Origin of the sequence: Xanthomonas boreopolis (assembly GCF_046529185.1) — a bacterium.
GTDB lineage: Bacteria > Pseudomonadota > Gammaproteobacteria > Xanthomonadales > Xanthomonadaceae > Pseudomonas_S > Pseudomonas_S boreopolis.
In genome coordinates, this window is the sequence record NZ_CP097162.1 from 1,221,097 (window position 1) to 1,242,560 (window position 21,464).

Annotated in this window: 23 protein-coding genes; 7 read left to right on the top strand and 16 right to left on the bottom strand. The window is 64.7% G+C overall.

Annotated features, from left to right (window positions below):
• Nucleotides 1-9 precede the first annotated feature (9 nt).
• The 5 genes from M3M27_RS05425 to M3M27_RS05445 all read left to right on the top strand — a co-directional run bounded on the left by M3M27_RS05425 (nucleotide 10) and on the right by M3M27_RS05445 (nucleotide 5,319).
• Nucleotides 10-909, top strand: a complete 900-nt coding sequence (locus M3M27_RS05425; RefSeq protein ID WP_230589615.1) for a LysR family transcriptional regulator — start codon at nucleotides 10-12, stop codon at nucleotides 907-909.
• A 352-nt stretch (nucleotides 910-1,261) separates the two neighbouring features.
• A protein-coding gene (locus M3M27_RS05430; RefSeq protein ID WP_130531530.1) for an IS5 family transposase occupies nucleotides 1,262-2,067 on the top strand; the annotation gives its coding sequence in 2 pieces (ribosomal slippage) (nucleotides 1,262-1,592 and nucleotides 1,592-2,067; 807 coding nt in all).
• A gap of 64 nt (nucleotides 2,068-2,131) precedes the next feature.
• Nucleotides 2,132-2,937, top strand: a protein-coding gene (locus tag M3M27_RS05435; RefSeq protein WP_130531530.1) for an IS5 family transposase whose coding sequence is annotated in 2 segments (ribosomal slippage) — nucleotides 2,132-2,462 and nucleotides 2,462-2,937 — 807 coding nt in all. Because the reading frame shifts where the segments join, the coding sequence is not laid out codon by codon here.
• Nucleotides 2,938-3,004: 67 nt separating this feature from the next.
• Nucleotides 3,005-3,613, top strand: a complete 609-nt coding sequence (locus tag M3M27_RS05440; RefSeq protein ID WP_434027399.1) for a hypothetical protein — start codon at nucleotides 3,005-3,007, stop codon at nucleotides 3,611-3,613.
• Nucleotides 3,613-5,319 carry a UvrD-helicase domain-containing protein gene (locus M3M27_RS05445; protein ID WP_434027400.1) on the top strand — a complete coding sequence of 569 codons (1,707 nt, stop codon included), beginning with the start codon at nucleotides 3,613-3,615 and terminating at the stop codon, nucleotides 5,317-5,319. Before M3M27_RS05440 ends, M3M27_RS05445 begins: the two co-directional genes overlap by 1 nt.
• 99 nt (nucleotides 5,320-5,418) lie before the next feature.
• On the opposite strand, the gene M3M27_RS05450 is transcribed toward M3M27_RS05445, so the two are convergent.
• The 13 genes from M3M27_RS05450 to M3M27_RS05510 form a co-directional block, all read right to left on the bottom strand.
• The gene (locus M3M27_RS05450; RefSeq protein ID WP_032963659.1) at nucleotides 5,419-5,820 is read right to left on the bottom strand and encodes a single-stranded DNA-binding protein; all 402 of its coding nucleotides are present in this window, start codon (nucleotides 5,818-5,820) and stop codon (nucleotides 5,419-5,421) included.
• A complete protein-coding gene (locus tag M3M27_RS05455) occupies nucleotides 5,817-6,356 on the bottom strand; it encodes a DUF3158 family protein (RefSeq protein ID WP_044061217.1) in 540 nt (179 codons plus the stop codon). The genes M3M27_RS05450 and M3M27_RS05455 overlap by 4 nt, the downstream gene beginning before the upstream one ends.
• Nucleotides 6,353-7,129, bottom strand: a complete 777-nt coding sequence (locus tag M3M27_RS05460; RefSeq protein WP_434027401.1) for a PFL_4669 family integrating conjugative element protein — start codon at nucleotides 7,127-7,129, stop codon at nucleotides 6,353-6,355. Before M3M27_RS05460 ends, M3M27_RS05455 begins: the two co-directional genes overlap by 4 nt.
• 123 nt (nucleotides 7,130-7,252) lie before the next feature.
• The gene (locus tag M3M27_RS05465; protein ID WP_009618207.1) at nucleotides 7,253-7,444 is read right to left on the bottom strand and encodes a hypothetical protein; all 192 of its coding nucleotides are present in this window, start codon (nucleotides 7,442-7,444) and stop codon (nucleotides 7,253-7,255) included.
• A gap of 28 nt (nucleotides 7,445-7,472) precedes the next feature.
• Nucleotides 7,473-7,760, bottom strand: a complete 288-nt coding sequence (locus M3M27_RS05470) for a type II toxin-antitoxin system RelE/ParE family toxin (protein ID WP_241286820.1) — start codon at nucleotides 7,758-7,760, stop codon at nucleotides 7,473-7,475.
• Nucleotides 7,747-8,046 carry a type II toxin-antitoxin system RelB family antitoxin gene (gene relB / locus M3M27_RS05475; RefSeq protein ID WP_009618210.1) on the bottom strand — a complete coding sequence of 100 codons (300 nt, stop codon included), beginning with the start codon at nucleotides 8,044-8,046 and terminating at the stop codon, nucleotides 7,747-7,749. The genes M3M27_RS05470 and relB overlap by 14 nt, the downstream gene beginning before the upstream one ends.
• Nucleotides 8,047-8,173: 127 nt before the next feature.
• On the bottom strand, nucleotides 8,174-9,367 hold the full coding sequence (locus M3M27_RS05480) for an STY4528 family pathogenicity island replication protein (protein WP_434027402.1): 1,194 nt from the start codon (nucleotides 9,365-9,367) through the stop codon (nucleotides 8,174-8,176).
• Nucleotides 9,368-9,369: 2 nt separating this feature from the next.
• Entirely contained in the window at nucleotides 9,370-9,930 is a 561-nt protein-coding gene (locus M3M27_RS05485) for a DUF2857 domain-containing protein (RefSeq protein WP_004255086.1), read from the bottom strand.
• 17 nt (nucleotides 9,931-9,947) lie between these two features.
• Nucleotides 9,948-11,606, bottom strand: coding sequence for a ParB family protein (locus M3M27_RS05490; RefSeq protein ID WP_434027403.1), 1,659 nt, complete (start codon nucleotides 11,604-11,606; stop codon nucleotides 9,948-9,950).
• Entirely contained in the window at nucleotides 11,599-11,847 is a 249-nt protein-coding gene (locus M3M27_RS05495) for a hypothetical protein (protein WP_434027404.1), read from the bottom strand. Before M3M27_RS05495 ends, M3M27_RS05490 begins: the two co-directional genes overlap by 8 nt.
• On the bottom strand, nucleotides 11,831-12,697 hold the full coding sequence (locus tag M3M27_RS05500; protein ID WP_062737801.1) for a ParA family protein: 867 nt from the start codon (nucleotides 12,695-12,697) through the stop codon (nucleotides 11,831-11,833). The genes M3M27_RS05495 and M3M27_RS05500 overlap by 17 nt, the downstream gene beginning before the upstream one ends.
• A gap of 41 nt (nucleotides 12,698-12,738) precedes the next feature.
• A complete protein-coding gene (locus M3M27_RS05505) occupies nucleotides 12,739-12,957 on the bottom strand; it encodes an AlpA family transcriptional regulator (RefSeq protein WP_009461157.1) in 219 nt (72 codons plus the stop codon).
• 110 nt (nucleotides 12,958-13,067) lie between these two features.
• The gene (locus M3M27_RS05510; protein WP_434027405.1) at nucleotides 13,068-13,829 is read right to left on the bottom strand and encodes an ATP-binding protein; all 762 of its coding nucleotides are present in this window, start codon (nucleotides 13,827-13,829) and stop codon (nucleotides 13,068-13,070) included.
• Nucleotides 13,830-14,533: 704 nt separating this feature from the next.
• On the opposite strand from M3M27_RS05510, the gene M3M27_RS05515 reads away from it, so the two are divergent.
• Both M3M27_RS05515 and M3M27_RS05520 read left to right on the top strand, forming a co-directional pair.
• Nucleotides 14,534-14,944 carry a helix-turn-helix domain-containing protein gene (locus M3M27_RS05515; RefSeq protein WP_434027406.1) on the top strand — a complete coding sequence of 137 codons (411 nt, stop codon included), beginning with the start codon at nucleotides 14,534-14,536 and terminating at the stop codon, nucleotides 14,942-14,944.
• A complete protein-coding gene (locus M3M27_RS05520; protein WP_434027407.1) occupies nucleotides 14,944-16,188 on the top strand; it encodes a type II toxin-antitoxin system HipA family toxin in 1,245 nt (414 codons plus the stop codon). The genes M3M27_RS05515 and M3M27_RS05520 overlap by 1 nt, the downstream gene beginning before the upstream one ends.
• Nucleotides 16,189-16,209: 21 nt before the next feature.
• Here M3M27_RS05520 and M3M27_RS05525 read toward each other — a convergent pair whose 3' ends face one another.
• From M3M27_RS05525 to M3M27_RS05535, 3 genes are read right to left on the bottom strand one after another with little or no spacing between them, the layout of a single operon-like run.
• The gene (locus tag M3M27_RS05525; RefSeq protein WP_434027409.1) at nucleotides 16,210-17,415 is read right to left on the bottom strand and encodes a DUF3322 domain-containing protein; all 1,206 of its coding nucleotides are present in this window, start codon (nucleotides 17,413-17,415) and stop codon (nucleotides 16,210-16,212) included.
• Nucleotides 17,412-20,789 carry an ATP-binding protein gene (locus M3M27_RS05530; RefSeq protein ID WP_251864626.1) on the bottom strand — a complete coding sequence of 1,126 codons (3,378 nt, stop codon included), beginning with the start codon at nucleotides 20,787-20,789 and terminating at the stop codon, nucleotides 17,412-17,414. Before M3M27_RS05530 ends, M3M27_RS05525 begins: the two co-directional genes overlap by 4 nt.
• The gene (locus M3M27_RS05535; RefSeq protein ID WP_040436294.1) at nucleotides 20,786-21,460 is read right to left on the bottom strand and encodes a DUF4194 domain-containing protein; all 675 of its coding nucleotides are present in this window, start codon (nucleotides 21,458-21,460) and stop codon (nucleotides 20,786-20,788) included. The genes M3M27_RS05530 and M3M27_RS05535 overlap by 4 nt, the downstream gene beginning before the upstream one ends.
• Nucleotides 21,461-21,464 lie beyond the last annotated feature (4 nt).

The following is a 21,464-nucleotide window of genomic DNA, read 5'->3' on the forward strand; positions in this document are numbered from 1 at the left end:
ATTAAAGTTATGAAGAAGCACGACATGGGTCTACTGGTGTCGTTGGATGTTCTGCTTGAAGAGGCCAACGTCACTCGTGCAGCACGACGCTTAGCCATCAGCCAGCCTGCACTCTCAGCCCAATTGGCCCGCTTGCGGCAGGTGCTTGATGATCCTTTGCTGGTGCCGGCCGAGCGCGGCCGAGGTATGCGGTTGACGCCACGTGCAGCGCAGCTGAAATCACCCCTGCATGAGTTGCTGACACGGCTTGAGGATCTTGTCGAGGCGCCCTACGCTTTCGATCCCAGCACGGCCAAGCGCGATTTCACGATCGCCCTCAATGACAATGCCGCGATGACGATTGGACTGGATCTCATCGAGTGCATTCGGAAGCAGTCGTATGCAGGCATTAGATTGGCCATGCTCCAGATACCCCGGGATGAGGTCCTGGATCTTGCAGCTCGCGGCCGCATCGACCTGGTGATCGGCACCCGAGCCTTCATGCCCCCTGGTTTGCGCACCCATGATCTGGTCGACGACAGGTTTCAGGTGGCCCAACGCAAAGGGCATCCTCGCGGCACGGCTGCAATGACGCTGGAGCAATACTGCGCTTATGAGCATGTGCTGGTGTCTACCAATGGCAGTTATCACAGTGGGATCGATGATTTTCTTGCAGAGCTGGGGCATTATCGACACACCACGGTATCCGTGCAGTACTACACAGCGGTGCCACCGATACTTGAGCGCACGAACTGCCTGGCGACGTTGCCTGAGCGCTTCCTACACCGCTTTGATCACATGATCGACCGCTTCGACCTCCCATTCGCATTCGATCCGTTCCAGCTGCAGGTCGGTTGGCATCCGCGCTTTGACGAAGATTTAGGACATCAGTGGCTGCGTGAACAGCTGATTGCGGTGAGGCCCTTCTAACGCATGAAATGACGGGTACTCAAGGGGCTCGAAGCCCACGGGTAGTTGAGTTTCGCATCGGCCGAGTTTGCAGGCAGGAAACCGTGACCCGATGGAAAGCATTCCTGGGGCGTATGCAGGAAATTGTGCCGTGGAAGCTGCTGGCGAGTGTGATCGAGCCGTTCCAACGGAGGGCTGTTGAGTTCCATGCAGGGCATCGTCCCATTGGCTGGAGCGGATGCTTCTCATGGGCGCAACTACGTCCACCGCAGTCAATTCTTGCCGGAATAATAGCCGGAGGCAGTCGCGTGCAAGTTAGAGCGGCTAACAAAACCGCCTTGTACACCTGAGCGGTGATGACAAAATCGCCTGCATGGCACGTCGCAAAGAGATTCCCGCCGCGCTGTGGAAGCGCATCGAACCTTTGATCCCGCCCGTGAAGCCCTCGCCCAAGGGAGGGCGACCGCGCGTGAGCGACCAACAAGCCCTCAACGGTATCGTCTATGTCCTGCGCACCGGCATCCCGTGGGAGGAGTTGCCCCAGGAACTGGGCTACGGCAGCGGCATGACCTGCTGGCGGCGGTTGCGCGACTGGCAAGCCGCCGGGGTCTGGCATCGTCTGCATCAGGTCCTGTTGGCCGAACTGCGCCGGGCCGACAAGCTGGACCTGAGTCGAGCCAGCCTGGACGCGGCCAGTGTGGCCGCCCCCCGGGGGGCGCCTACACCGGGCCGAACCCGACCGATCGCGGTAAGCTCGGTAGCAAGCGGCACCTGATCACCGACTGCAACGGCATTCCCTTGGCGTTCTGTGTCACCGGAGCCCACCGGCACGACTCGGTGGTATTCGAGGAGTTGGTTGATGCACTGCCCCCGATCGCTGGCAAGCCGGGGCGTCCGCAACGCTGGCCGGGCAAGCTGCACGCCGACAAGGCCTACGACATCGACCGCTGCCGCGATCACCTCAACCAGCGAGGTATCACCCCGCGTATCGCCCGCAAGGGGATAGAACGCAACGATAGGCTGGGACGCTATCGTTGGGTAGTCGAGCGCACTCATGCTTGGTTCGCGGGCATGGGCAAGCTGCGCATCCGTTTCGAACGCCGGATCGATATCCATCTGGCCCTGCTGTCTCTCGCCTGCTCGGTCATCTGTCTTCGCCATCTTCCCGGGTTTTGTTAGCCGCTCTAAGAGCGGCTAACAAAACCGCCTTGTACACCTGAGCGGTGATGACAAAATCGCCTGCATGGCACGTCGCAAAGAGATTCCCGCCGCGCTGTGGAAGCGCATCGAACCTTTGATCCCGCCCGTGAAGCCCTCGCCCAAGGGAGGGCGACCGCGCGTGAGCGACCAACAAGCCCTCAACGGTATCGTCTATGTCCTGCGCACCGGCATCCCGTGGGAGGAGTTGCCCCAGGAACTGGGCTACGGCAGCGGCATGACCTGCTGGCGGCGGTTGCGCGACTGGCAAGCCGCCGGGGTCTGGCATCGTCTGCATCAGGTCCTGTTGGCCGAACTGCGCCGGGCCGACAAGCTGGACCTGAGTCGAGCCAGCCTGGACGCGGCCAGTGTGGCCGCCCCCCGGGGGGCGCCTACACCGGGCCGAACCCGACCGATCGCGGTAAGCTCGGTAGCAAGCGGCACCTGATCACCGACTGCAACGGCATTCCCTTGGCGTTCTGTGTCACCGGAGCCCACCGGCACGACTCGGTGGTATTCGAGGAGTTGGTTGATGCACTGCCCCCGATCGCTGGCAAGCCGGGGCGTCCGCAACGCTGGCCGGGCAAGCTGCACGCCGACAAGGCCTACGACATCGACCGCTGCCGCGATCACCTCAACCAGCGAGGTATCACCCCGCGTATCGCCCGCAAGGGGATAGAACGCAACGATAGGCTGGGACGCTATCGTTGGGTAGTCGAGCGCACTCATGCTTGGTTCGCGGGCATGGGCAAGCTGCGCATCCGTTTCGAACGCCGGATCGATATCCATCTGGCCCTGCTGTCTCTCGCCTGCTCGGTCATCTGTCTTCGCCATCTTCCCGGGTTTTGTTAGCCGCTCTAAGTCCAAGACGTTCCGCGTCGAACGGCGTCAATTCGCCGAGGCAATTCTGAGCCGGGCGGTGCTGGTCGTGGAGGGATCGACGGAGGCAGCCCTATTTCCGGTAGCTTCGTCGATCATGGAGGCGTCCCTCAATCCGGAGGACTACACCCACCTCGATCTGGCTGGCGTCAGCATTTTCAATGCCGGCGGGGATGGCTCGGTACCGCGTCATGGTCCGGTGTTTTCGGCGCTCGGAAAGCTCGCCTTCGGTTTCTACGACAAACCCAACGCCCCGCTGAACCAGGATGCGATGGACAAGCTGAAGAGCTATACGCAGGTTTGGGAGTCCCCCGAGAAGGGCATTGAGGAGCTGCTCGTAAAGGAGACGCCCATCGCAGTTGTGAGGCGGTTTCTCAATGAGGTGAAGGATCGACCCGACTATCCCAGTGTCGGCGTCTATGATCCGGCGGCGGGCGATGGTGAGGTAACTGCATTGGCGACGAAGGTTTTGAAGGCGCGCAAGGGCGACGCTTACGGCTATGCCGCCATGATGATCAGCCAGTGCCAGCACGCCGACCAGCTACCGGCGACGATCCGAGAAATCCTTGAAACCATCCACAAGGCGCTGAGCGCCGTTTCCGAAGATGTCGCAGCACCGCCGCCGGACGACTTGGAGGATCTCTTCTAATGAAGCTGGAGCTGTGCGAAAAACGCAAGGCGGTCATCGCACAAGGCGGACACCTTTTGGTCCTCGGCGGGCCCGGCTCCGGCAAGACCACGATCGCCCTGCTGAAGGCCCAGCGCCAGTCTGCGACGCTCAAGCCAGGACAGGGAATCCTCTTTCTCAGCTTCTCGCGCGCTGCCATCCGCCAGGTTCTCCTGCGCTGCAAGGAGATCCTGACGCCAGCCGAACGGCGGGCCGTCACCGTCCAGACCTATCACGCCTTTTGCATGGAGATTCTGGAAGCCCACGGCCGCCTCCTGCACGGCCGGCCGATCCGCTTTCTCTACCACGGGGAGGAACGTCTTCAGAAATCGGCGTTCGATGGGGATTGGATGGTCGAGCGACGACGTCTGGCATCGGAGCAAGGGCTCTACTGCTTCGATCTCTTCGCAGCGGGCGCGGCAGACCTACTGGAGGGATGCGCGGCGCTGCGCGACCTCATTGCCGATCGGTTTCCGATGATCATCGTCGACGAGTTCCAGGACACCGACGACAACCAGTGGCGGATCGTTCGCGCTCTGGCTGAAGTCACGGACGTGTTCTGCCTTGCCGATCCAGAACAGCGGATCTTTGATTACCGGGATGATATCGATCCGCGCCGGCTGGATATTCTCCGAGAGGATATCCAGGTCACCGAGTTCGATCTGGGCGGGGAAAACCACAGAAGCCCAAACGCGGGAATCCTTCAGTTCGCCGACGCAGTACTGCACAACCACAGTCCGCTGCCGGCCACCCCAGACATCAAACAGGTTTCGTACTGGCAGAACACGTTTGCCGCAACGGTCCATGCAGCGGTGATATGGACCTTCAGCGCGTTGCGGAAGAAGGGGGTCGAGCATCCGAGCGTGGCGGTGCTGTCGAGAAGCAATTCGCTCATCGCCGACCTTTCGGTGATCCTGTCGGAGACGCACACTTACAACAAGCAGACCCTACCCGTCATCGAACATGATGTCGTTTGGGATGCTGAGCTTTCCGCGGCGGCGGCGGTGGTCGTGGCGTCAATCCTAGAATGGCCGACCGGCCCGGCCGAAGAGACCCTTGCGCGGACGCTCCGGGTCATTGCTGGATATTACAAGCTGAAGAACGCGGAGGAGCCGACCAACGCCGCGGCGGAGCACGCACGTAAGTATGACGAGGCGGCAGCCAAGGTGGCGACGGGCGAAGGACCGCGCATCAATGCCGCGAAAGCCCTCGTCGCGGTCTACAAGGCTGGCATCGATCTGGTCGGAGAACCTGTCGCGGACTGGAAAGCGGCGCGCTGGGTGCTTCACGATATTCCAGCGCTGAATGAGCTGTTCCGCGAGGCCCGGCTAGTGCGGCTGTTCAGGGCGACCGACGCTCTGGCCTCCGGACTCGGCGAGCGTTGGCTCGCCTTGAGCAGCTATGCAGGTGCGAGCGAACTAGTCAAACGTATCCTCGAGCAGGAGCGGCTCGTGGCAGCCGAGCGCGACCCCCAAGGCTGCATCCTGATGAATATGCACAAGGCCAAGGGAAAGGAGTTCGATGGGGTCGTTCTCGTGGAAGGCGCTTTCAAGTCGAGCTTCTTCGATGAGAGGAATGAGCAGCCGCCGTTTGAACGTAGCCGCCGGCTGCTGCGGGTCGGCCTGACGCGGGCTAGGACGCTAGTGACGATCGTGCGACCGCAGAATGCCCGGCCGCTGGTCGATTGAGCGGATCGGTGGCCAGTCTGACGAACAAGGCGACCGATGACGCGACCGTCCTCGTCATCAAGCTGAACGGGAACAGCCGTGGGGATCCTGCTTGGCTGGTCAGGATTGCGGCGCACCACTATCAGATGCAGAGGGCTTCGCACCCAACGTCACCGCCTCAATGCGATACGGCAGAATGCCCACGCGCCGCGCTTCGATCTTGAAGGTCACCCGTTCGTTCTCGTCGGCGTCCTCCCATTCGTCGCGCACGGTGCGGCCCTCGACCAGCACCCGCATACCTTTCTGGTACAGCGTCTTCCAGTGCTCGGCGTCGCGGTGCCACAGCTCCACGGGCGCCCAGAAGCCGCCGCGATCTTCGTACTCGCCGTCCTTCTTCGGGATCGGGTTGTCGAAGTAGACGTTCAGGCGAAGCAGCCGGCGCGGCTCGTCGTTGCCGTTCGGAAATTCGCGGTAGTCCGGCGCAGAACCGATGTTGCCCTCGCCGACGAAGTGCGTGCTCATGGTGACTCCTTGGTGGTGGGTGGAACGGACGCGGTATGCCCGTGGACGCGCCGCAGGTAAGCCGCTTCGGCCTGCGCGGCCTTGTTGGCGCATTCCAGGGCTTGGCGAGCGATGCTGTGGGTCAGGCTGATCTGCATGTTCAGCACGATGCGCTGCAGTTCGATCGCGTACAGCTCGTCGATCAGCGAGGCCGGCGTCGCGGGGTTGGCCAGCAGGGCCTCCCACAACGCCACGCCCATGGAGGAACGGTCGAGGTTGCGCCAGCGCAGGAAGGTCGTCCCTGCACCAGTGGCCTGCTGGGCCAGTTGCACGTCGAGCAGGCTGAAGGGGTAGGCGCGCGCCTGGGGCAGCACGCGCCGCTGCGCCAGGCCAATCACGTCGTCGCGCAGCGCTGCGCACTGGTTGGCCCAGGTCTCCAGACTCCCCTTACCCTTAAAAGGCTGTAAAAGGCCTTTTAGGTAGCCTGCGTGTTCCAGCCGCTGGAAGTCCGCCTGTTCCAGCGGAACGAAGCGCGCGGAAGGAGTCAATGCCGTCATGCCGCGGCATCCTCGTCTGGTGCCCCATCGGCTGCGCCATCTTTCGGTGCCAGCTTCACCGCATCGGCGGCAGGCGCCGCAGCCGGCGCACCGGGCCGGTTCGCCCGCCGTGCGATGGGTGGCGCAAAGCGGGAGCGGCGCGTGCCTTCCAGCACGTCCTGCGGCAACTCGCCGAACTTCTCCAGCGCCGCTCGCGCCGCGGCGTTCTTCGCCGCGAAGTCGTCGCGCGTCGTGCCCGAGTAGCGGTACTGCTGGGCCAGCGAGAACAGGCTGCGCAGCGCGTGCGCGCCGTCATTGAGCCAGCGCTCCAAGGTGCTGCGGTCGATCAGCGCCGTGTGGTGCGCCAGGATGAGTTTGCGTGCCAGGTCGTCGTAGTCGGCCAGCAAATACACCGCCATGAAGCCGAGTTGGGCATTCACGAACAGCGGCAGCTTCACCGGCTGCACGTTCATGTTCTCGCCCAGCGACAGCGCCGGGGGTACACCGGCCAGCGCCTGGTCCACCTGCTCGCGCAGCGCCTGCAGCGTGCTCTTGGTCTGCTCCAGCTTGTCTTCGATACGCAGCATCCAGAAATCGGAGTACGGATCGTCCTGTTCGGCGCCGCGCTTCATCTTGTTCATGGCGCTGATGAAGCCGTTGAGACCGATGATGCCGGCGCGTCCCTCGGTCGGCGCCCGGCCGTGCCAGATGCGCGAAGCGTGATGAGTGTGCAGCGTCAGCGACATCGCGCTGCGCAGCGAGCCGAGATTCAGTTGCAGGGGTTCATTGGCCATGGGTGACGACTCGCATTAACGGAACGAGTCGCCAGCATCGGCACCGACCGGAAGGCCGTCAGTCAACAAACCGCAATCGGCGTGCGCCCGGTTTGTCCGTGGCGGGAAGGCTGGCTGTCCCAGCTATCCCCTGGGGATAGCCTCGCGGCGGGTAGCGACGGCAAGCGCCGCCTGCTGTCCCAACTGTGCAATGAAACCTTCGAGTTGGCCGTCGGCGACATCGGCATGGCGGCCGGCGGTGATGTCGGCCCAGCCCATGCAAGCTGCTTCCTGCAGCGCCTTGAGTTTGGCTGCTTCAGGCTCCTTGGCATTCATGGTGAATCTCCACTGATGAAAACCGCCTTCACTCCCGTGCTGGCGGCCACTGCTGCGCGGCGTGCAACACGCGCAGGATGGACACCGCGCGGGTGTCCTCCATGTAGATCACCACGTAGTTCGCACGCACGACCATCTCCCGCGTGCCGGCCACGCGGCCAGGCCGGTAGAGCTTCGGGCGCTCCGGCAGCTTTGCGGCCTTGGCCTCGATGTCGTCCTTCAACCGCTGCGCGGCATCGGGGTTGTCGTCCGAGATGTAGTCAACAATCGCCAGCAGGTCGGCGCGGGCAGCTTCCCGCCACTCAAGTACGCGCACGCCGCTTCCTGTCGATCAGGGCCTGCGCCTCGTCCATGACCTGCTGGTGCGGCACCGGCGGCCGTGTGTCGGCCAGCGCCTCCTGGACCTTCGCCCGGAACCAGGCATCGTAGGCCTCCGGGTCGGCCGTGAGGCCAGCCGGCAGCGCGCCTTCCTTGACCACACGGGTCAGCAGGATGCGCACGGCGTCCGAAACGGTGAGGCCGACCCCGGCGAGCTTCTCGGCGGCATCGGCCTTGAGCTTGTCGTCCACACGGATGTGCAGCATCGAAGTCTGTGCGGCCATCGTTGCTTCTCCTGTTATGCATTAGTCCCTATTTTGTATCTCAATTGAGACCTTGGCAAGGATGTAGCCGGATTGACCCGCCGGAAGGCTCCCTGTCCCAGCTATCCCCTGGGGATAGCTCGGCCGGTCACGGGTCGCGCAGAGCCGCCCGCAGCCGCGCCAGGTGGGCGCGCGCCACTTCGGGGGATACCGGCGGTGCCGATGGCGCCGGTGCCGGTGCGGGTGGACGGGAAGCAGGCGGCACCGTGGCGCTGTCGCCCGCCCAGGCCTTGAACTCCCCACGGATCGCCTTCTGGATGATGCCGAACAGGTAGCCAGCCGGGTTGCGCACCGCGCTGTTGCAGCAGCGCGCCTCCCATTCGTCCAGCACCGCCTGCCGCAGGGCTTCGTCCACCTGCCGCAAGGCCACCAGCGCGCCGGACTGCTGCTCGTGCTTCAAACGCTGGAAGCGGTCTGGCAGCCGCAGGTTCTGCAAGGCCCTCGCGCGCGGTACTGTACGTACTTCATTCATACGATCATTACGTACTGTACGGTCCTGCTTCGGAATCCGAAGATGGCCGTCCTGCGCGGGTTCCAGCCCTGCTTCGGATTCCGAAGCAGGGCGCACGCCATTCCGAAGAAGGGCTTCCTGGCCTTCTTCGGATTCGTGGTCGGCACCCTCCTGTGGATAATCTGGCGTCGTCCAGCCATGCCGCGCCATGCGCTGCGCCAGCACCTGCAATCGGGTCGGCAGCGTTCGGCCGCTGAGCAGCGGGTCTTCGGCAATCTCCTTGAGCGTGTTCATGCCCACGATCTGCACCGCCTTGGCGGCATGGGTCAGCGCCTGGCTGACCAGGCCGAGGTAGTCGGCATCGAGCTGCATCGCCTCGAAGGGCGACAGCGGTTCGTCGTGCAGCACATAGAGGTTGCCTTGGATGCGGCCGGTCTTCGGGTCGCGCCGCCGCCGCACCAGGCTCAGCCAGCGCGTCAGCCGCAGCAGCGTCAGGGCGCGCGCCACGGTCTCGTGCGATGCCTGCGCCGCGCAGGGCATCGAGGCCAGGTAGGGGCGCAATTGGTCGTAGGTGGGAAAGGCGGTCACGCCGTCGTCGCTGAGCTGCAGGCGGAACACCTGCCAGGCGTTGCGCTCCAGCGGCGTCAGGCGCCGGTCGAGGAACAGTCGGCGCGGCACGCTCTCATGGCGGTTGCCGCTGTAGAGGAAACCGTCCTGGTTCGGCGCCGTGCCCTGCGCCAGTTCCTTCGGCTCAAGGTGCCGCAGCGCCTCGTCGAACAACGCCGACAGCGCAACCGGGCCATCGCGCCGTGGTGCGCCGCACGTGGCCATGGCTACACCAGCCCCTGGTCGATCCAGTTCCGTATCGCCGACCAGATCACCGACATGGGCAGGGTCATGGCCTCGGCCAGGTCCATGGTCAGCGCCAGCATCGCCATGTCGTCGGTCAAGGCGATATGGCGCTCGGCGACGCCGGCCTTCCAGCGTTCCCACAAGGCCACGTCCTGCGCCTCGTCGAGCACCGGATGCCGGCCCTTGCGCTTGGGCAGCCCGAGGATGTCGCGGCGCAGCGCCACTTCCTGATGCGTGAGGCCGTAGAACTTGCTGACCATCTCCGTGCTCGCCCCCAGGCGCAGCATGCGGTCCACCGTGGCGATCTCCCGCTCCACGTCGTGCACCTGGCTCAGCAGCCGCTTCAACACTTCCCGGTTCACCGACACCGAACACCACGACACCGTGGCATTCACCAGCATGCTCACGAGTTCGGGGTGCTTCAGCGCATCCAGTTCCTCCTCGCCGAAGCCCATGGCCTTGCAGCGGCGCAACTGGCCGTTGCGCAGGTCATGCAGGGCCTGGGCGATCACGGCCTGGTTGAGCGGGTGCGGTGCCGACATGCGGGAGCCTCCTGCGCTCAGGAATCCTGGCTCGCTACGCCGGCTTCCAGATCCAGCAGCCGGCGCGCCAGGCGCAGCAGACGGAACAGCTTCACCAGCGCAGCATCGCTCAGGCGTGTGGCCGAGCCGCCATGGCCATGGAGCAGCGCCGCCAACTCATCGGCCAGCCGCGCGCGGTCCAAGCCGTTCGCGGCGGGTGGCGCCGAACTCAGCGCATCCAGCAGGGTCAGCACCGCCCGCGCGAATGCCGGCAGCGCCTTCGCCTGGCCGACGGCCGGCGCCACGCAGACGAAGCCGATGCCGCTGACGCTGGCCTCGATGTGGTCGGCGACCGCCGCTTCCTCGCCGATCTCGCGCGCGAACTGCGCGATGTGCACGCGCAGGCGATCCGGCACGTCCAAGCTCGGCTCGATGTACCAGACGTCCGAGATGGGATAGAGCCCGCCGACCTGCACGGGGATCGCACGCAGCGCATCGGCCTCGAAGTCGGGCAACTTGTCGCCGAGCTGGTCCGCGACCATCCGTTGTATGGACTGCAGGCGCTCGGTGGTCGGTGCCGGTGTCACGATGTGCCCTTGCAGGCGATCGTCGTGTGGTCCGTGCTGGTCCTCCAGCGCTTCGGACGATGCAGGCGATGTCGCTGCTGGCGCCGAAGGCGCGACCGGCGTGGTGTCGCGCGGTACGGACGACCCGGGTGGCTGCTGAGGCGCGGAGACCGGTGCGGAAGTAGCAGCAGGCACGATAGGCGCTGCCGGAGGCGTTAGCGCCGCCGGTTCGCTGGTCAGCGCACGCTGGCGGTTTTCGCTGTCGTCGATCTCCAGCGCCAGCGTGTCGTAGTCCGTCTCCAGCAGTTCGGCCATCTGGCCCACCAGTTCGTCCTGCACCCGCTGCGGCGAGAAGTCATCCGGCTGCGTGTCGAACTGCGTCAGCACATCCTGAAACAGCGTGGCGAAGTCCACGGCCACCGTGCGGCCCAGCGTACGCCGCTCCCAGGTGCGCTCGCACGCCTTGCGCAGTACCGCGATCCGTTCCACCTGATGTCGTCCCAGGCCGCCGTAGAGCAGGTTCGGTATCGCCGGCAGCAGGTAGCGCACCGCATCGTTCATGCGGCTGATGTGTGACTGCGGCACCGGATAGCCGTCGGCCGTCAGCCGCCGTGCGAGTTCGCTCTGTGACAGCGCCTGGCCGCTTTCTTGCTCGTAGAACTCGCGCGCCTTCTCGATGCCCAGGGCGCGCTCGATGAAGGTCAGCCCACCGCGCAGTTCGTTCTCGGCCAGGTGCCCGGTCAACGCCACGATTTCGCCGCGCGCCGGCCACGGGCGGAACAGGCACGCGATCCGGAAGAAGCGGTCTTCCTTGGTTTCGCTCCACAGTTCGCGCAGGATGGCGAGCCGCGTATTGCCACCGTTCCTGATGATGTAGTGCGCCTCGCCCGGCCGGCGGGTGATCGCGGGCGGTGCGTCCAGCCCGCGCTCGCGGATCGAGGCCTTGATTTCCTCGTAGGCCGGGTTGCGCGTCACGCGTGGGTCATGTTCATAGGGACGCAACTCGTCCAGCGTCACCACCATCGGCGTATCGGCGATGGGGTCGGTCAGGGCAGCGGCCGAAGGACCGCTGCGTTCGAAGCCGGTGGCCAGCAGCTTGGCGGCCATGTCCTGCGGCGTCGACTCAGCCATCGCTGCTCTCCCGAGATGCCACCGGTGCCTGTCGATCGGCGCGGCGAAGCTGCGCGCGAGCGTTGCGGCTGGCGCGGTGATCGCTCGCGGTCGAACTGGTGTAGATCGCGGCGCAGCCGGGCTTGGTGAACATCAGGTGCCCGCCGCGCGTGCGTTTCACGTGCCAGCCTTCGCCCAGCGCGAACTCGATCAGCGCGCGCAGCCGCGCATGGCCGCGGGCCAGTTCATGCGCGTTCGGCATGACTGGTTCCCCCTGCGCGGCCTCTGCCGGTAACGCACGCGAAGCGCTCCCGCCATGCCGGGAACAACTCGCCAGCCAGCGCACGCATCGTCTCCAACGCCGCAGGGGCAGTACGGCCCACTGGTTGCCGGTACTCGACGCGATGCACCGGCAGTCCTCGTGTTGCGGCACGTGGGTAGGCTTCGATGGCCGGGATGTCGGTGTTCAGGACCTGTATGCCAGCGTGCGCCTGGAACACTTGTCGCAGGGCCTGCTGGATCAGTCGGGCGTTCGACGAAACCGGATGCACGCGGTTGATGAGCAAGCGCAGCGGCGGTGGCTCGATGCCGAGGTGCCGATACGGAGCGATGTCCTCGATCAGTTGCAGCGTGCCGCGCCTCAGCTCACGCGCCGCCAGGATTTCCGGTGTCACCGGCGACAGCGCCAGGCTGGAGGCCAGTACCGCCATCTCCAGCAGCACACTGCGCGCTCCCTGGGTATCGATCAGCAGCAGGTCGTAGTGCGATGACAGCGCGGGGAGCAGGTGACGCAGGCGCAGCCGGCCGTCGGGTGCGTGCAGCAGCAATGTGTTCAGTTCGCCGCGGTGGTCGTTCGACACCACCAGGTCGAGACCTGCCACAGCGGTCTGCGAAGCCAATTGCTCGATACGCTGCTCGTTGAAGGCCAGCATCTCGTAGATACCGGCAGGCGCATGCGTGCCGAGCGTGAAGTAGCTCGACAAGGTGGGCTGTACGTCCAGGTCCAGCAGCAGCACGCGCAGCCCTGCATCGGCGATGAAGCCGCCCAGGTTCGCCGCGGTGGTCGTCTTGCCGACGCCACCCTTGGTCGAAATGATGGATACCACCTGCATGGCGCGACTCCTCGTGGAAGGGATTCCGACGGAGCGCGGGCTCACGCCCGTTCCCTGAGTCGATCGGTGATCCACTGATCGATCTCCACCGAATCCCAGCCGATGGCGCGTACCCCGAGGCGCAGGGGCTTGGGAAACTTGCCCTCCTTGATCAGGTTGTAAATGTGGGCGCGCTTGAAGCCGGTCTTGGCCTCGACTTCCGCGCGGCGCAGGATGCGGTGTTCGTTCGGCGTCGCGGTGGCGATGGTCTGGGCAGTCACGAGGGGCACTCCTTGGCGCTGTGTAGCGGCGGTGATGGACGTGCCCCGTATTCAATAGCGCGGTTCCCGCGCAGTCACCGCAAGTGCAGGCTCGGCGTCTGCACTTGCAGTCAGCGGTCCTGGGTGGCGAGATGACGCTTGGCTGCCGAAAACTTCGCCCACAGCGTTCGCTCGCTGATCCCGGACTTGTCGCCGTAATGGGCAACCAGCGCACTGATGACCGATTCCAGCGTCTCGAAGGACGAATAGGGAACGCCATTGGGCGACTTGCCCAGCAGCAGGGTCAGAAGACCGCCAACGATGTTCAGGTAGGTGGACTCACTGCGGGCGCCCGGCACCCCGGAACGCTTCTCGCGCTCCGTGCGCGCCTGGTGCTCCTGGCTGAGCGCCTGGAACTGGGCATAGAGCGCATCCCAGGCTTGCACCCTGTCGGCAAGCTGGAGCTTCAACGCCTCGCGATCCATGACCAGTGCCTGCACCGCATCGACACTGACGGCCGGGTGCAGGTGACGCTCGAAGGCATCGAACAGGAAGGCCGGTCGCTGGTCGGGATAGAAACGGATCATCCAGGCCTTCAGATCGACGTGGCGAATTGTGAGGCTGGGGTCATCGAGCAAGGCGGGGTCGTTGCTCGTGATGCCGTCCTTGCCGTAGGGAAGGTCGAGATGCACCAGTGCGTCGTAGATCCGTTCCGCGTTCAAGCGAAGCTGTGGCCAGCGTGCCAGTTCGGGGTGCTCCGGCAAGCGGTTCATCCCCTTGGTGACATCGAGGATGCGGCGCTCGAAACGCGACAGTCCCGCCCACTGGATGGCCGCCTCGATCGGACGGTAGAAGACTTTGGCTTGGACGTCGGATGAAGGTGGCTTTCGCATGGCTGCTCCCTGGTAACAGGATTCAGGACATCTGTTTCCTCTCGTTGATTGGAATCGCTGCCGGGACGCGCCTTCACGGCGCGAGACGGTGGCGGCTTGGCTTGTGGGAAAGGCCGGGATGACGGATGTGCACCAGAGCAGCCGCCTGTCGATATGGCGCTTGTCCACCAGCACCGAGCCTCTGCGTGGCGGTATGCTTCAAGCGGTTGACTGCACATGGCAGGATGGCTCGATAGCGAGGTTTTGCTACAGACGCCATCGCGGCGAAAGACGGATTCGGTCTTCTCGCGTTCGAGCCAGGGCGATACCGGCGTGCAAGACAGCGACGGTCTATCAGCAGACGCAGTGCAGGCGGAAACAGGTGTGGCGATGCCGCCTCGACGGGGTGCGGCGAGGTTTGGGGCAAGACGCGAGGGGTCTTCCCCCAGATCGACAAAGCATGACGCCCCGTTTCTCTCACGTGCGTAGGAGCCGTTTGGTGGCTCCTGCGAACAATCGAGCGGTGACGAGGTGAGATCACCTGCCGGATTTCATCGGGAGTTGGCAGCCCGGTGACACCTCTCACGAACAGGACGGCTGGCAATGGCGCAGCGCGGTCACCAGAACTGCAAGGGCAGACATGGACTGGGTTGACTGACCCCCATTTTTGCATTCAAATATGAATGCTTATTTCGAGAATAACTTCATATTTGAGGCCCTAAAAGATGTCTTCTTCCGAGCAAAAGCGCTCCGGTGCGCAGGTGGCGATGCCGCAGCCCGTCGCGCGTGCGCTGCGCCGCCTGGGACAGGACATCTCGGCGGCGCGGCGCATGCGCCGCCTGAGCCAGGAAGACCTTGCTCAGCGCATCGGCACGTCCCTGAGCACCGTCAGGCGCATGGAAGATGGCTATCCCGGCACCGCGCTGCACACCTTCCTCCGCGCGCTGCATGTGCTGGGCCGGCTCGATGACCTGGCCCAGGCGATGGCCCTGGAGAACGATGCGCTCGGCATGGAACTGGTGCGGGAGCAACTGCCGCAGCGGGTACGCACCTCTGCCGGCAGGAAGCGGCAGGCAGCACCCGTCGTTGACAAAGGCGATGCGCCCGCGCCTGCCGATGACCTGGAGGGCTTCTGATGGCAACGCCTCGGCCCACACGACGTCCGGACCTCGAAGTCCACCTGGGGGCGAGCGGCTTGGTCGTGGGGCGCCTGCATCTTGGCAGCGGCCGGCGCAGCGCGTTCAGCTACGACGAAGACTGGCTGCGGGATGCCCGTTTCTTCACGCTGTCGCCCGATCTCCAGCCGGTGGCCGGCGTGCAGCATCCCCGTCAAGTGTTCTTTCTCGCGCTGGAGGACACCGCGCCCGACGCCTGGGGCGAGCGCGTGATCCGGCGCGCCCATGCCAGGTTGCGGCAGGAAGACCGCGACACGCCCGCATTGGACCCGGTGGACTTCGTGATGTGGGTGGACGACGAGGCGCGTGTCGGCGCGCTGCGCCTGTTCGATCCGCAATCTGGCGCGTACCTGCGTGCCGGTGGAGCGAACCGGCATGTACCGCCCCTGGTGGAACTGGAGAAGGTGCTCCACGCAGCCCGCGCCCTGGAAGACGGAACGGAAAGCGCGCAGGACCTGCGCTACCTGCTGGGGCAAGGCACGTCGCTGGGTGGTGCCAGGCCGAAGTCCACGGTGCGGGACACCGATGGACGCTTGGCGGTCGGCAAGTTTCCCAGCCAAGCTGATCGGCGCGACGTGATCCGGGGCGAAGTGCTGGCCATGCAACTGGCGGCCAAGGCCGGCATCCGCGCGGCGGCGGCCCGCGTGGAAGTGATCGGCGGCACGGAGGTCGCCATCATCCGGCGTTTCGACCGCACCGACGATGGCGGCCGCATCCCTTACGTGTCGGCCGCGACGATGCTACAGTCCGATGGCCGCGACGCGACGCATGCCTACACGGAACTGGTGGATGTGCTGCTTCAGTCGGGCGCCGATCCGATCGCCGACATCCATGAGTTGTGGCGCAGGCTGGTCTTCAACTTCATGATCTGCAACACCGACGACCACCTGCGCAACACCGGCTTCCTGTACGACGCACGCCAACGAGGCTGGCGCTTGTCGCCGGCCTTCGACCTGAACCCGATGCCGGGCGACCGCCGGGAGAGCAAGACCTGGCTGACCGAGGACACAGGCGTCATCGACAGCCGTGACATGCTGATGAGTGCTGCGCCGTATTTCAGGCTGGATGCTGCGCAAGCGCAGGCGATCTGGAGCGAAGTGGCCCAGGCCGTGGCGGGCTGGCGTGCATTGGCCCGGGGATTGGGCATGCGCGGTACCGACCTGCTGGATTTCGAGCCGGCGTTCGTCGAATCGACCACGCCCTGACGACATCGGCAGGACATACCGCTACGGCCGAGAATCGTCCTGGGCTGTTGTCGCCAACGCCGCGCATAGCCAGCGATAGCCGATGCGTTCCTGTTCCAGCCGCAGCTGTGGCCGGATTCGGTCATTACGCAAGTCGTCGTAGAGAGCTGCCTCCTCATCGACCAGTCGGGGCAAGGGCAACATATGGCGTTTGTCGAGGGGCTCCTCACCCCATTGGAGTGCGTGGGCCATCAGGGTAGAGCGGTCCATGAGGAACGAAGCGGCTAGCGGGAAATACTTGCGCAGGCTGTCCAGAATGGCAAAGCCATGGGTATCGATGTCTCCCCAATAGTGCAGAGAGGCGCGATGCAGCCAGTTGGCTCGGGCAAGTGCTCCCCAGCCATAGCCGGCACCGAACACGACGATGGCACCGGAGACCGGTGGGAACGCCAGGAAGTTCACCTCGTTTTCGGTGATGAAAACACGCTGCGCAGGCAGGGCGAGCGTGGCGAAGCTGTCCTCATCCAGGGTGATGTCGGTCAGTCCCGTGCAGCCGGGAAGCTGGAGCAGCTGCGGATCGAGCAAGCGCAGGCGGATGCGAACGGGCTTCTCCAGAAAGCCGTAGCGACGGGCAAACCCGGCCATCCCGGTTGCAGCAGGCTCGATGGCTTCAGTCGGCAAGGCCAGGTCCAGCCATTGGCCCAGTATGCCGCGATGCGCTTCGATGAACTTGCTGTCCACGCCCGGCGCGTCGACCTGCCGAAGATAGACGCCTGGGCGCGGATGGGCCTGCACCCAGGCTACCACGGCCAGCAGGCGCGGCCAGTGTTCGGCCAGTGCCAGGGTCTGCAACGGTGATCTGTGCAGCCATGGCAGCAGTGCGGGTTGCGCTTCGGCAGTTTGCTGCCAGAGTGCCTGGAACCGGCGGCCATCTCCGGTCTTGCCGATCATCGCCAGCGCGTCTTCCAGCGTATCGATCCAGAGCGTGTCCGGCAGGCGTTGCCGGCCCTGTACCCGGTGCGTCCACTCGCGCCACTCGATGCGCACGCGTGGCATGGCGCTGATATCGCGCACCCAGCCGCGCACGGCATCGAAACGGTTGCTGAGATCGGCAGCGGAAGGCGACTTGAGCGACAGCCGCAACGGCCAGCCCAGCGCGCCGTCATCGACCACGGCACGCAGCAACTCGCCGCGCTGCCACAGCCGTTCGATTTGCGCGCGAAGGTCGGCGGGCCGGCTCCATGTCATGCAGCGCCTCCCGTGGCGGCAGCCTTCTGTGCCCGGTATTCCTCGATGCTCAGGCTGCGCAGCCGCGACTCGCGGCCGCTTTCGTTGTGCACGAAGCCGACGCTGGACACGTAGGGCTCGATGATGTGGATCTTCTGCAGTGGCGTGATGATCAGCAGTTGCAGGTTGAGCTGGCGGAACAGTTCCAGCCCATACTGGGCCGACTCATCCGAGCCGCGCCCGAAGGCTTCGTCGATCACGACGAAACGGAACGAGCGCGAGCGCACCGCCCCCCATTCCAGGCCGAACTGGTAGGCCAGGCTGGCGGCCAGCACGGTATAGGCCAGCTTCTCCTTCTGCCCGCCGGATTTGCCGCCGGAGTCGGAATAGTGTTCGTGTTCGGCATCGTCCTCGCGCCAGCGCTCGCTGGCGGAAAACAGGAAGCCGTTGCGCACGTCGGTCACCTTCTGCATCCAGCGCCGGTCGACCTCGGCCAGCCCCTCGCGGCCGCGGAAGCGGTCGATGATGGCCTTGACCTGCAGGAACTTGGCCTCGGAATACTGCTCGTCTTCCGAGCCGCTCAGCGCGCCTTCGGTGCAGGCACGCAGATCCTGCAGGAAGTCGCGGATCTCCGCATCGGGGCTGGGTTGCGCCAGCAACCGGATGTAGCGTCCGGGGTTGTAGTCGATCACCTGCAAGGATTGGTTGATGGCATCGACCCGCTCCTTGATCGTTTCCCGCTCGCGCGCGAGCTGGGCGTTGAAGTTGGCGATCTCGTTGATGGTATTGACGTTGAGCAGCTCCTTGAAACGCGCCTCGAAGCGCGGCAGGTCGTCGCGCTGCAACTCGTTCATCAGGCGCTCGAACTCGGGCAGCGCGGCCAGGCTGATGTCGATCTCGGCGGTCTCTGCCTTGAAGGTCTCCTTGAAACCGCGCATGGCGTTGATGATGCGTTCGGTCAGGCGTGTCAGACGCTTGTCTTCGGCATCGATGCGCGCCTGCAAGCCGTTGCGCACGTCCTGTTCGCGGTTGTCGCAGGATTCCACCGTGAGCTGGTGGTCGCCCAGGACTTCGGCGCGCCAGCCCTCAAGGGTTTGCAGCAACTTGTCGTCAAGTGCGGCTTGCGCCTGGATTTCGAGAGCCTGTGCGTGCTGTGCCAAGGCAGTTTCGTGCTTGCTGCGGATTTCTCCGCGCTTGCCTTGGGCCTCGCCAAGATCGCCTTCGATCTCCTTCAGGCGTTCGACGACCTGCGCCAGTTGGCTTTCCAGTTCCCGCAGGGTATCGGAGGCCGCCTTGAGGCGGTCGCGTTCCTCGGTCAGGCGGGCCATCTCGCGCGCCGGCGCCTGCCAGTCGATCTCGCTGTAGCGGGTGAAGACTTCGAGCTTGGCCAAGGCTTCCAGTTGCGCCTGGCATTGCCCGCGCAATCGCTGCGCGTCGGCAATGCGCAGACCGATATCGCCCATTCGCTGTTCCAGGCCCTCGCGTTCGTCACGCAAGGTGCGCAACTTGTCGGCGTTGCTCCAGCCCAGCACGTAGCGGCTGCGATCGTCGATGCGGCGGCGGTCGTCCTTTTCGTGGCGCCCGCTCGGGTCCTTGATCTGTCCGGCGCGGGTGATGGCGCGGGTCTCGCGGCGGAACTGCTCGGTGCTGTCGCAGCAGGCCAGGTCGAAGCGATGGTGCAGTTCGCGTTCCAGCCAGTCGTAGTGCGGCGTGTCGGGCTTGATGAGCAGCTTGCGCACCAGCGACTGGGGGTGCAGGCTGACGGCCTGCGTGGACTTGCGTGCACGCACGTGGAAGTACACCAGTCGCGTGCCAAGGTGCTGGCGCTCCACCCAATCGGCCACGTCCTTGTAGTGCGCATCCGGCACCAGCAGGGACAGGCCGAAGCCATGCAGCAGGCGTTCGGCCGCGCCCTCCCAGTCGCGCTCGTCCTCGCGCACCTGGATCAGTTCACCGGCAAAGGGCAGGTCTTCCTCGGCGATGGACAAAGCGGCGCACAGGGCTTCGCGGATGCGCACCTGCGCCGCATCGATATTGCTTTTGCGACGCGCAAGGCTGTCGATCTCGTCGCTGAGCGCTTTGTGTTCTTCCTGACCCCGTCGCAGCGCATATCCGTCTTCATTGATCTGCGTATCGTGGTCCGCAATGCTTGTGCGCAGCGCTTCGGCGTGTTCTCCGATGGTGGATCTTTGTGTCATGAAAGCAGCTTCGTCTCCCGGCGCTGCTTCTCCAATGCGCGTCAATAGCGTGGTGTAGGCGTCCGCTTTCTCCTGCCGTTGCTGTTTCTCTGCCTCCTGCTGCTGAATGGCGGCAGCGAGTTGTTGCAGTCGGTCGCCGCCGTTCTCGCGCAGTGCGCCTTCGAGCTTCCCCTGCTCGATTCGGGCGTTGTCTCGTTGCTCTCCCAGTTGCTTGATGCGGGCATCCCAGCGCATCGCATCCTGGGTCAACAATTCCAGGCGCCTCTCCAGCAATGCTGCCTTCAAGCCGGCGAAGTATGGGCGCAGTGCATCGCGTCCTTCGCGCAGCGCCTGGATCTCGGCAGCTATCTGCCCGTGGCGACGGCCATCCTCCACCAGCGGCGTCAACAGCTCGATCTGGCGCTTGGCCTTGAGTACCGACTGGTGGGCGCGGTCGAGGTCATCGAAATGGCCGAGCAGTGCCTCGACTCGGCTGCCCACGTCGAACGGTTCGAGCATGTGGCTGCGCACGAAGTCGGTCAGGTTGCCAACCGATTTCATGGAAACCGTCTGATGGAACAGTTCCAGCGCCTGCTCGTGCTCGATGCCGAAGCGGCGGCGGAACCAGGCGCCGTAGGGCGGGAAGCTGTCGTTCAGTTCGCAGCCCATCGCGCGCAACTTCTTGCGCAGGCCGTTGATGTCGCTGCCGAATCCGGAAAAGTGCTCGGTGATGGACAGTTCCCGCTCTACAGTCACGAACAAGCGCGCGGGCTGGCCCTGTGGTTCGCGAAACCAGAAGACTTGCGCCAACGTGACCGCCTGGCCGTAGCCTTCGTTGCGGAAGACACCCAGGATCACGCTGTAGCTGGTGGTGTCGCGCAGCGCCACCGGGCGGGCGCTGCCGGTGGCTTCGTTGCGCTCGCTCTTGTAGTGGCCCAGCACGTAGGATCGCAATGATCGCTCACGCGTTTCGGCGCCCGCGGCCTTGTTGTAGGCGATGCGGTGCGCTGGCACCAGCAGCGTGGTGACGGCATCGACCAGGGTGGATTTGCCCGAACCGATGTCGCCAGTGAGCAGGCCGTTGCGCCCATCGAGTTCATAGCGCCAGACGCGCCGGTCGAATGTGCCCCAGTTCAGGACTTCCAGCCGCTGCAGGCGAAAGCCGACGCGGCTGTCGTCGGCCACGAAATCGAGCTGCTGTGGCGAAAAATCGTTCATCGGCCGGCTTCCTTGTCGCGATCGCCACCTGACAACGCGGTGCGATAACCCTCCAGGCGCGCATCGAAGTCGGCCAGCCACTGCGCATCGACGAACGCCTTGAGGATGCGCCGCACCTCGTAGCGGGGTGCCTGCTGACTTGCACCGGCAGCGGGCTTGAGCTTGCGCAGATAGCCCAGTTCCACCACCTTGGTGATGGTCGAATCGACCTGGTCGATGAGGCGCGCCTCGTTGGTGCCGTCCGGCAGGAACACGCGCATCAGTTCGGCGATCTCCTCGCGCGACAGCACCAGCCGGGTATCGCCGCCGCCGGCGTCGGATTCGGCCAGGCGCTTGCGCAGCAAGGCCAGCATCAGGCTGACCGGATAGGACAGCGGCCGTCGTGCGATCAGGCGTGGCAGGCGAGGTGTGGCGTCCGCATGCTCCGGCTCCGGCTGGCTTTTGAGGAAGGCGTAGCCCTCGGCTTCGTCCAGCACCAGATCCAGCAACAACACCGCCGCCTGCTCCCGTACACGCGCCTGCAGGTTCAGCAGACTGGCCCATAGGCGCTCGTCGTCCTGGCGGTACAACACGCCTTTGAGCAAATGCACCATCAGTTGCGAGAGTTCCGCTACCACGGGCGGGCGCGATTCGGCACTGCCTTCTGGATCATCCTGATGCATATCGTTCATGGGT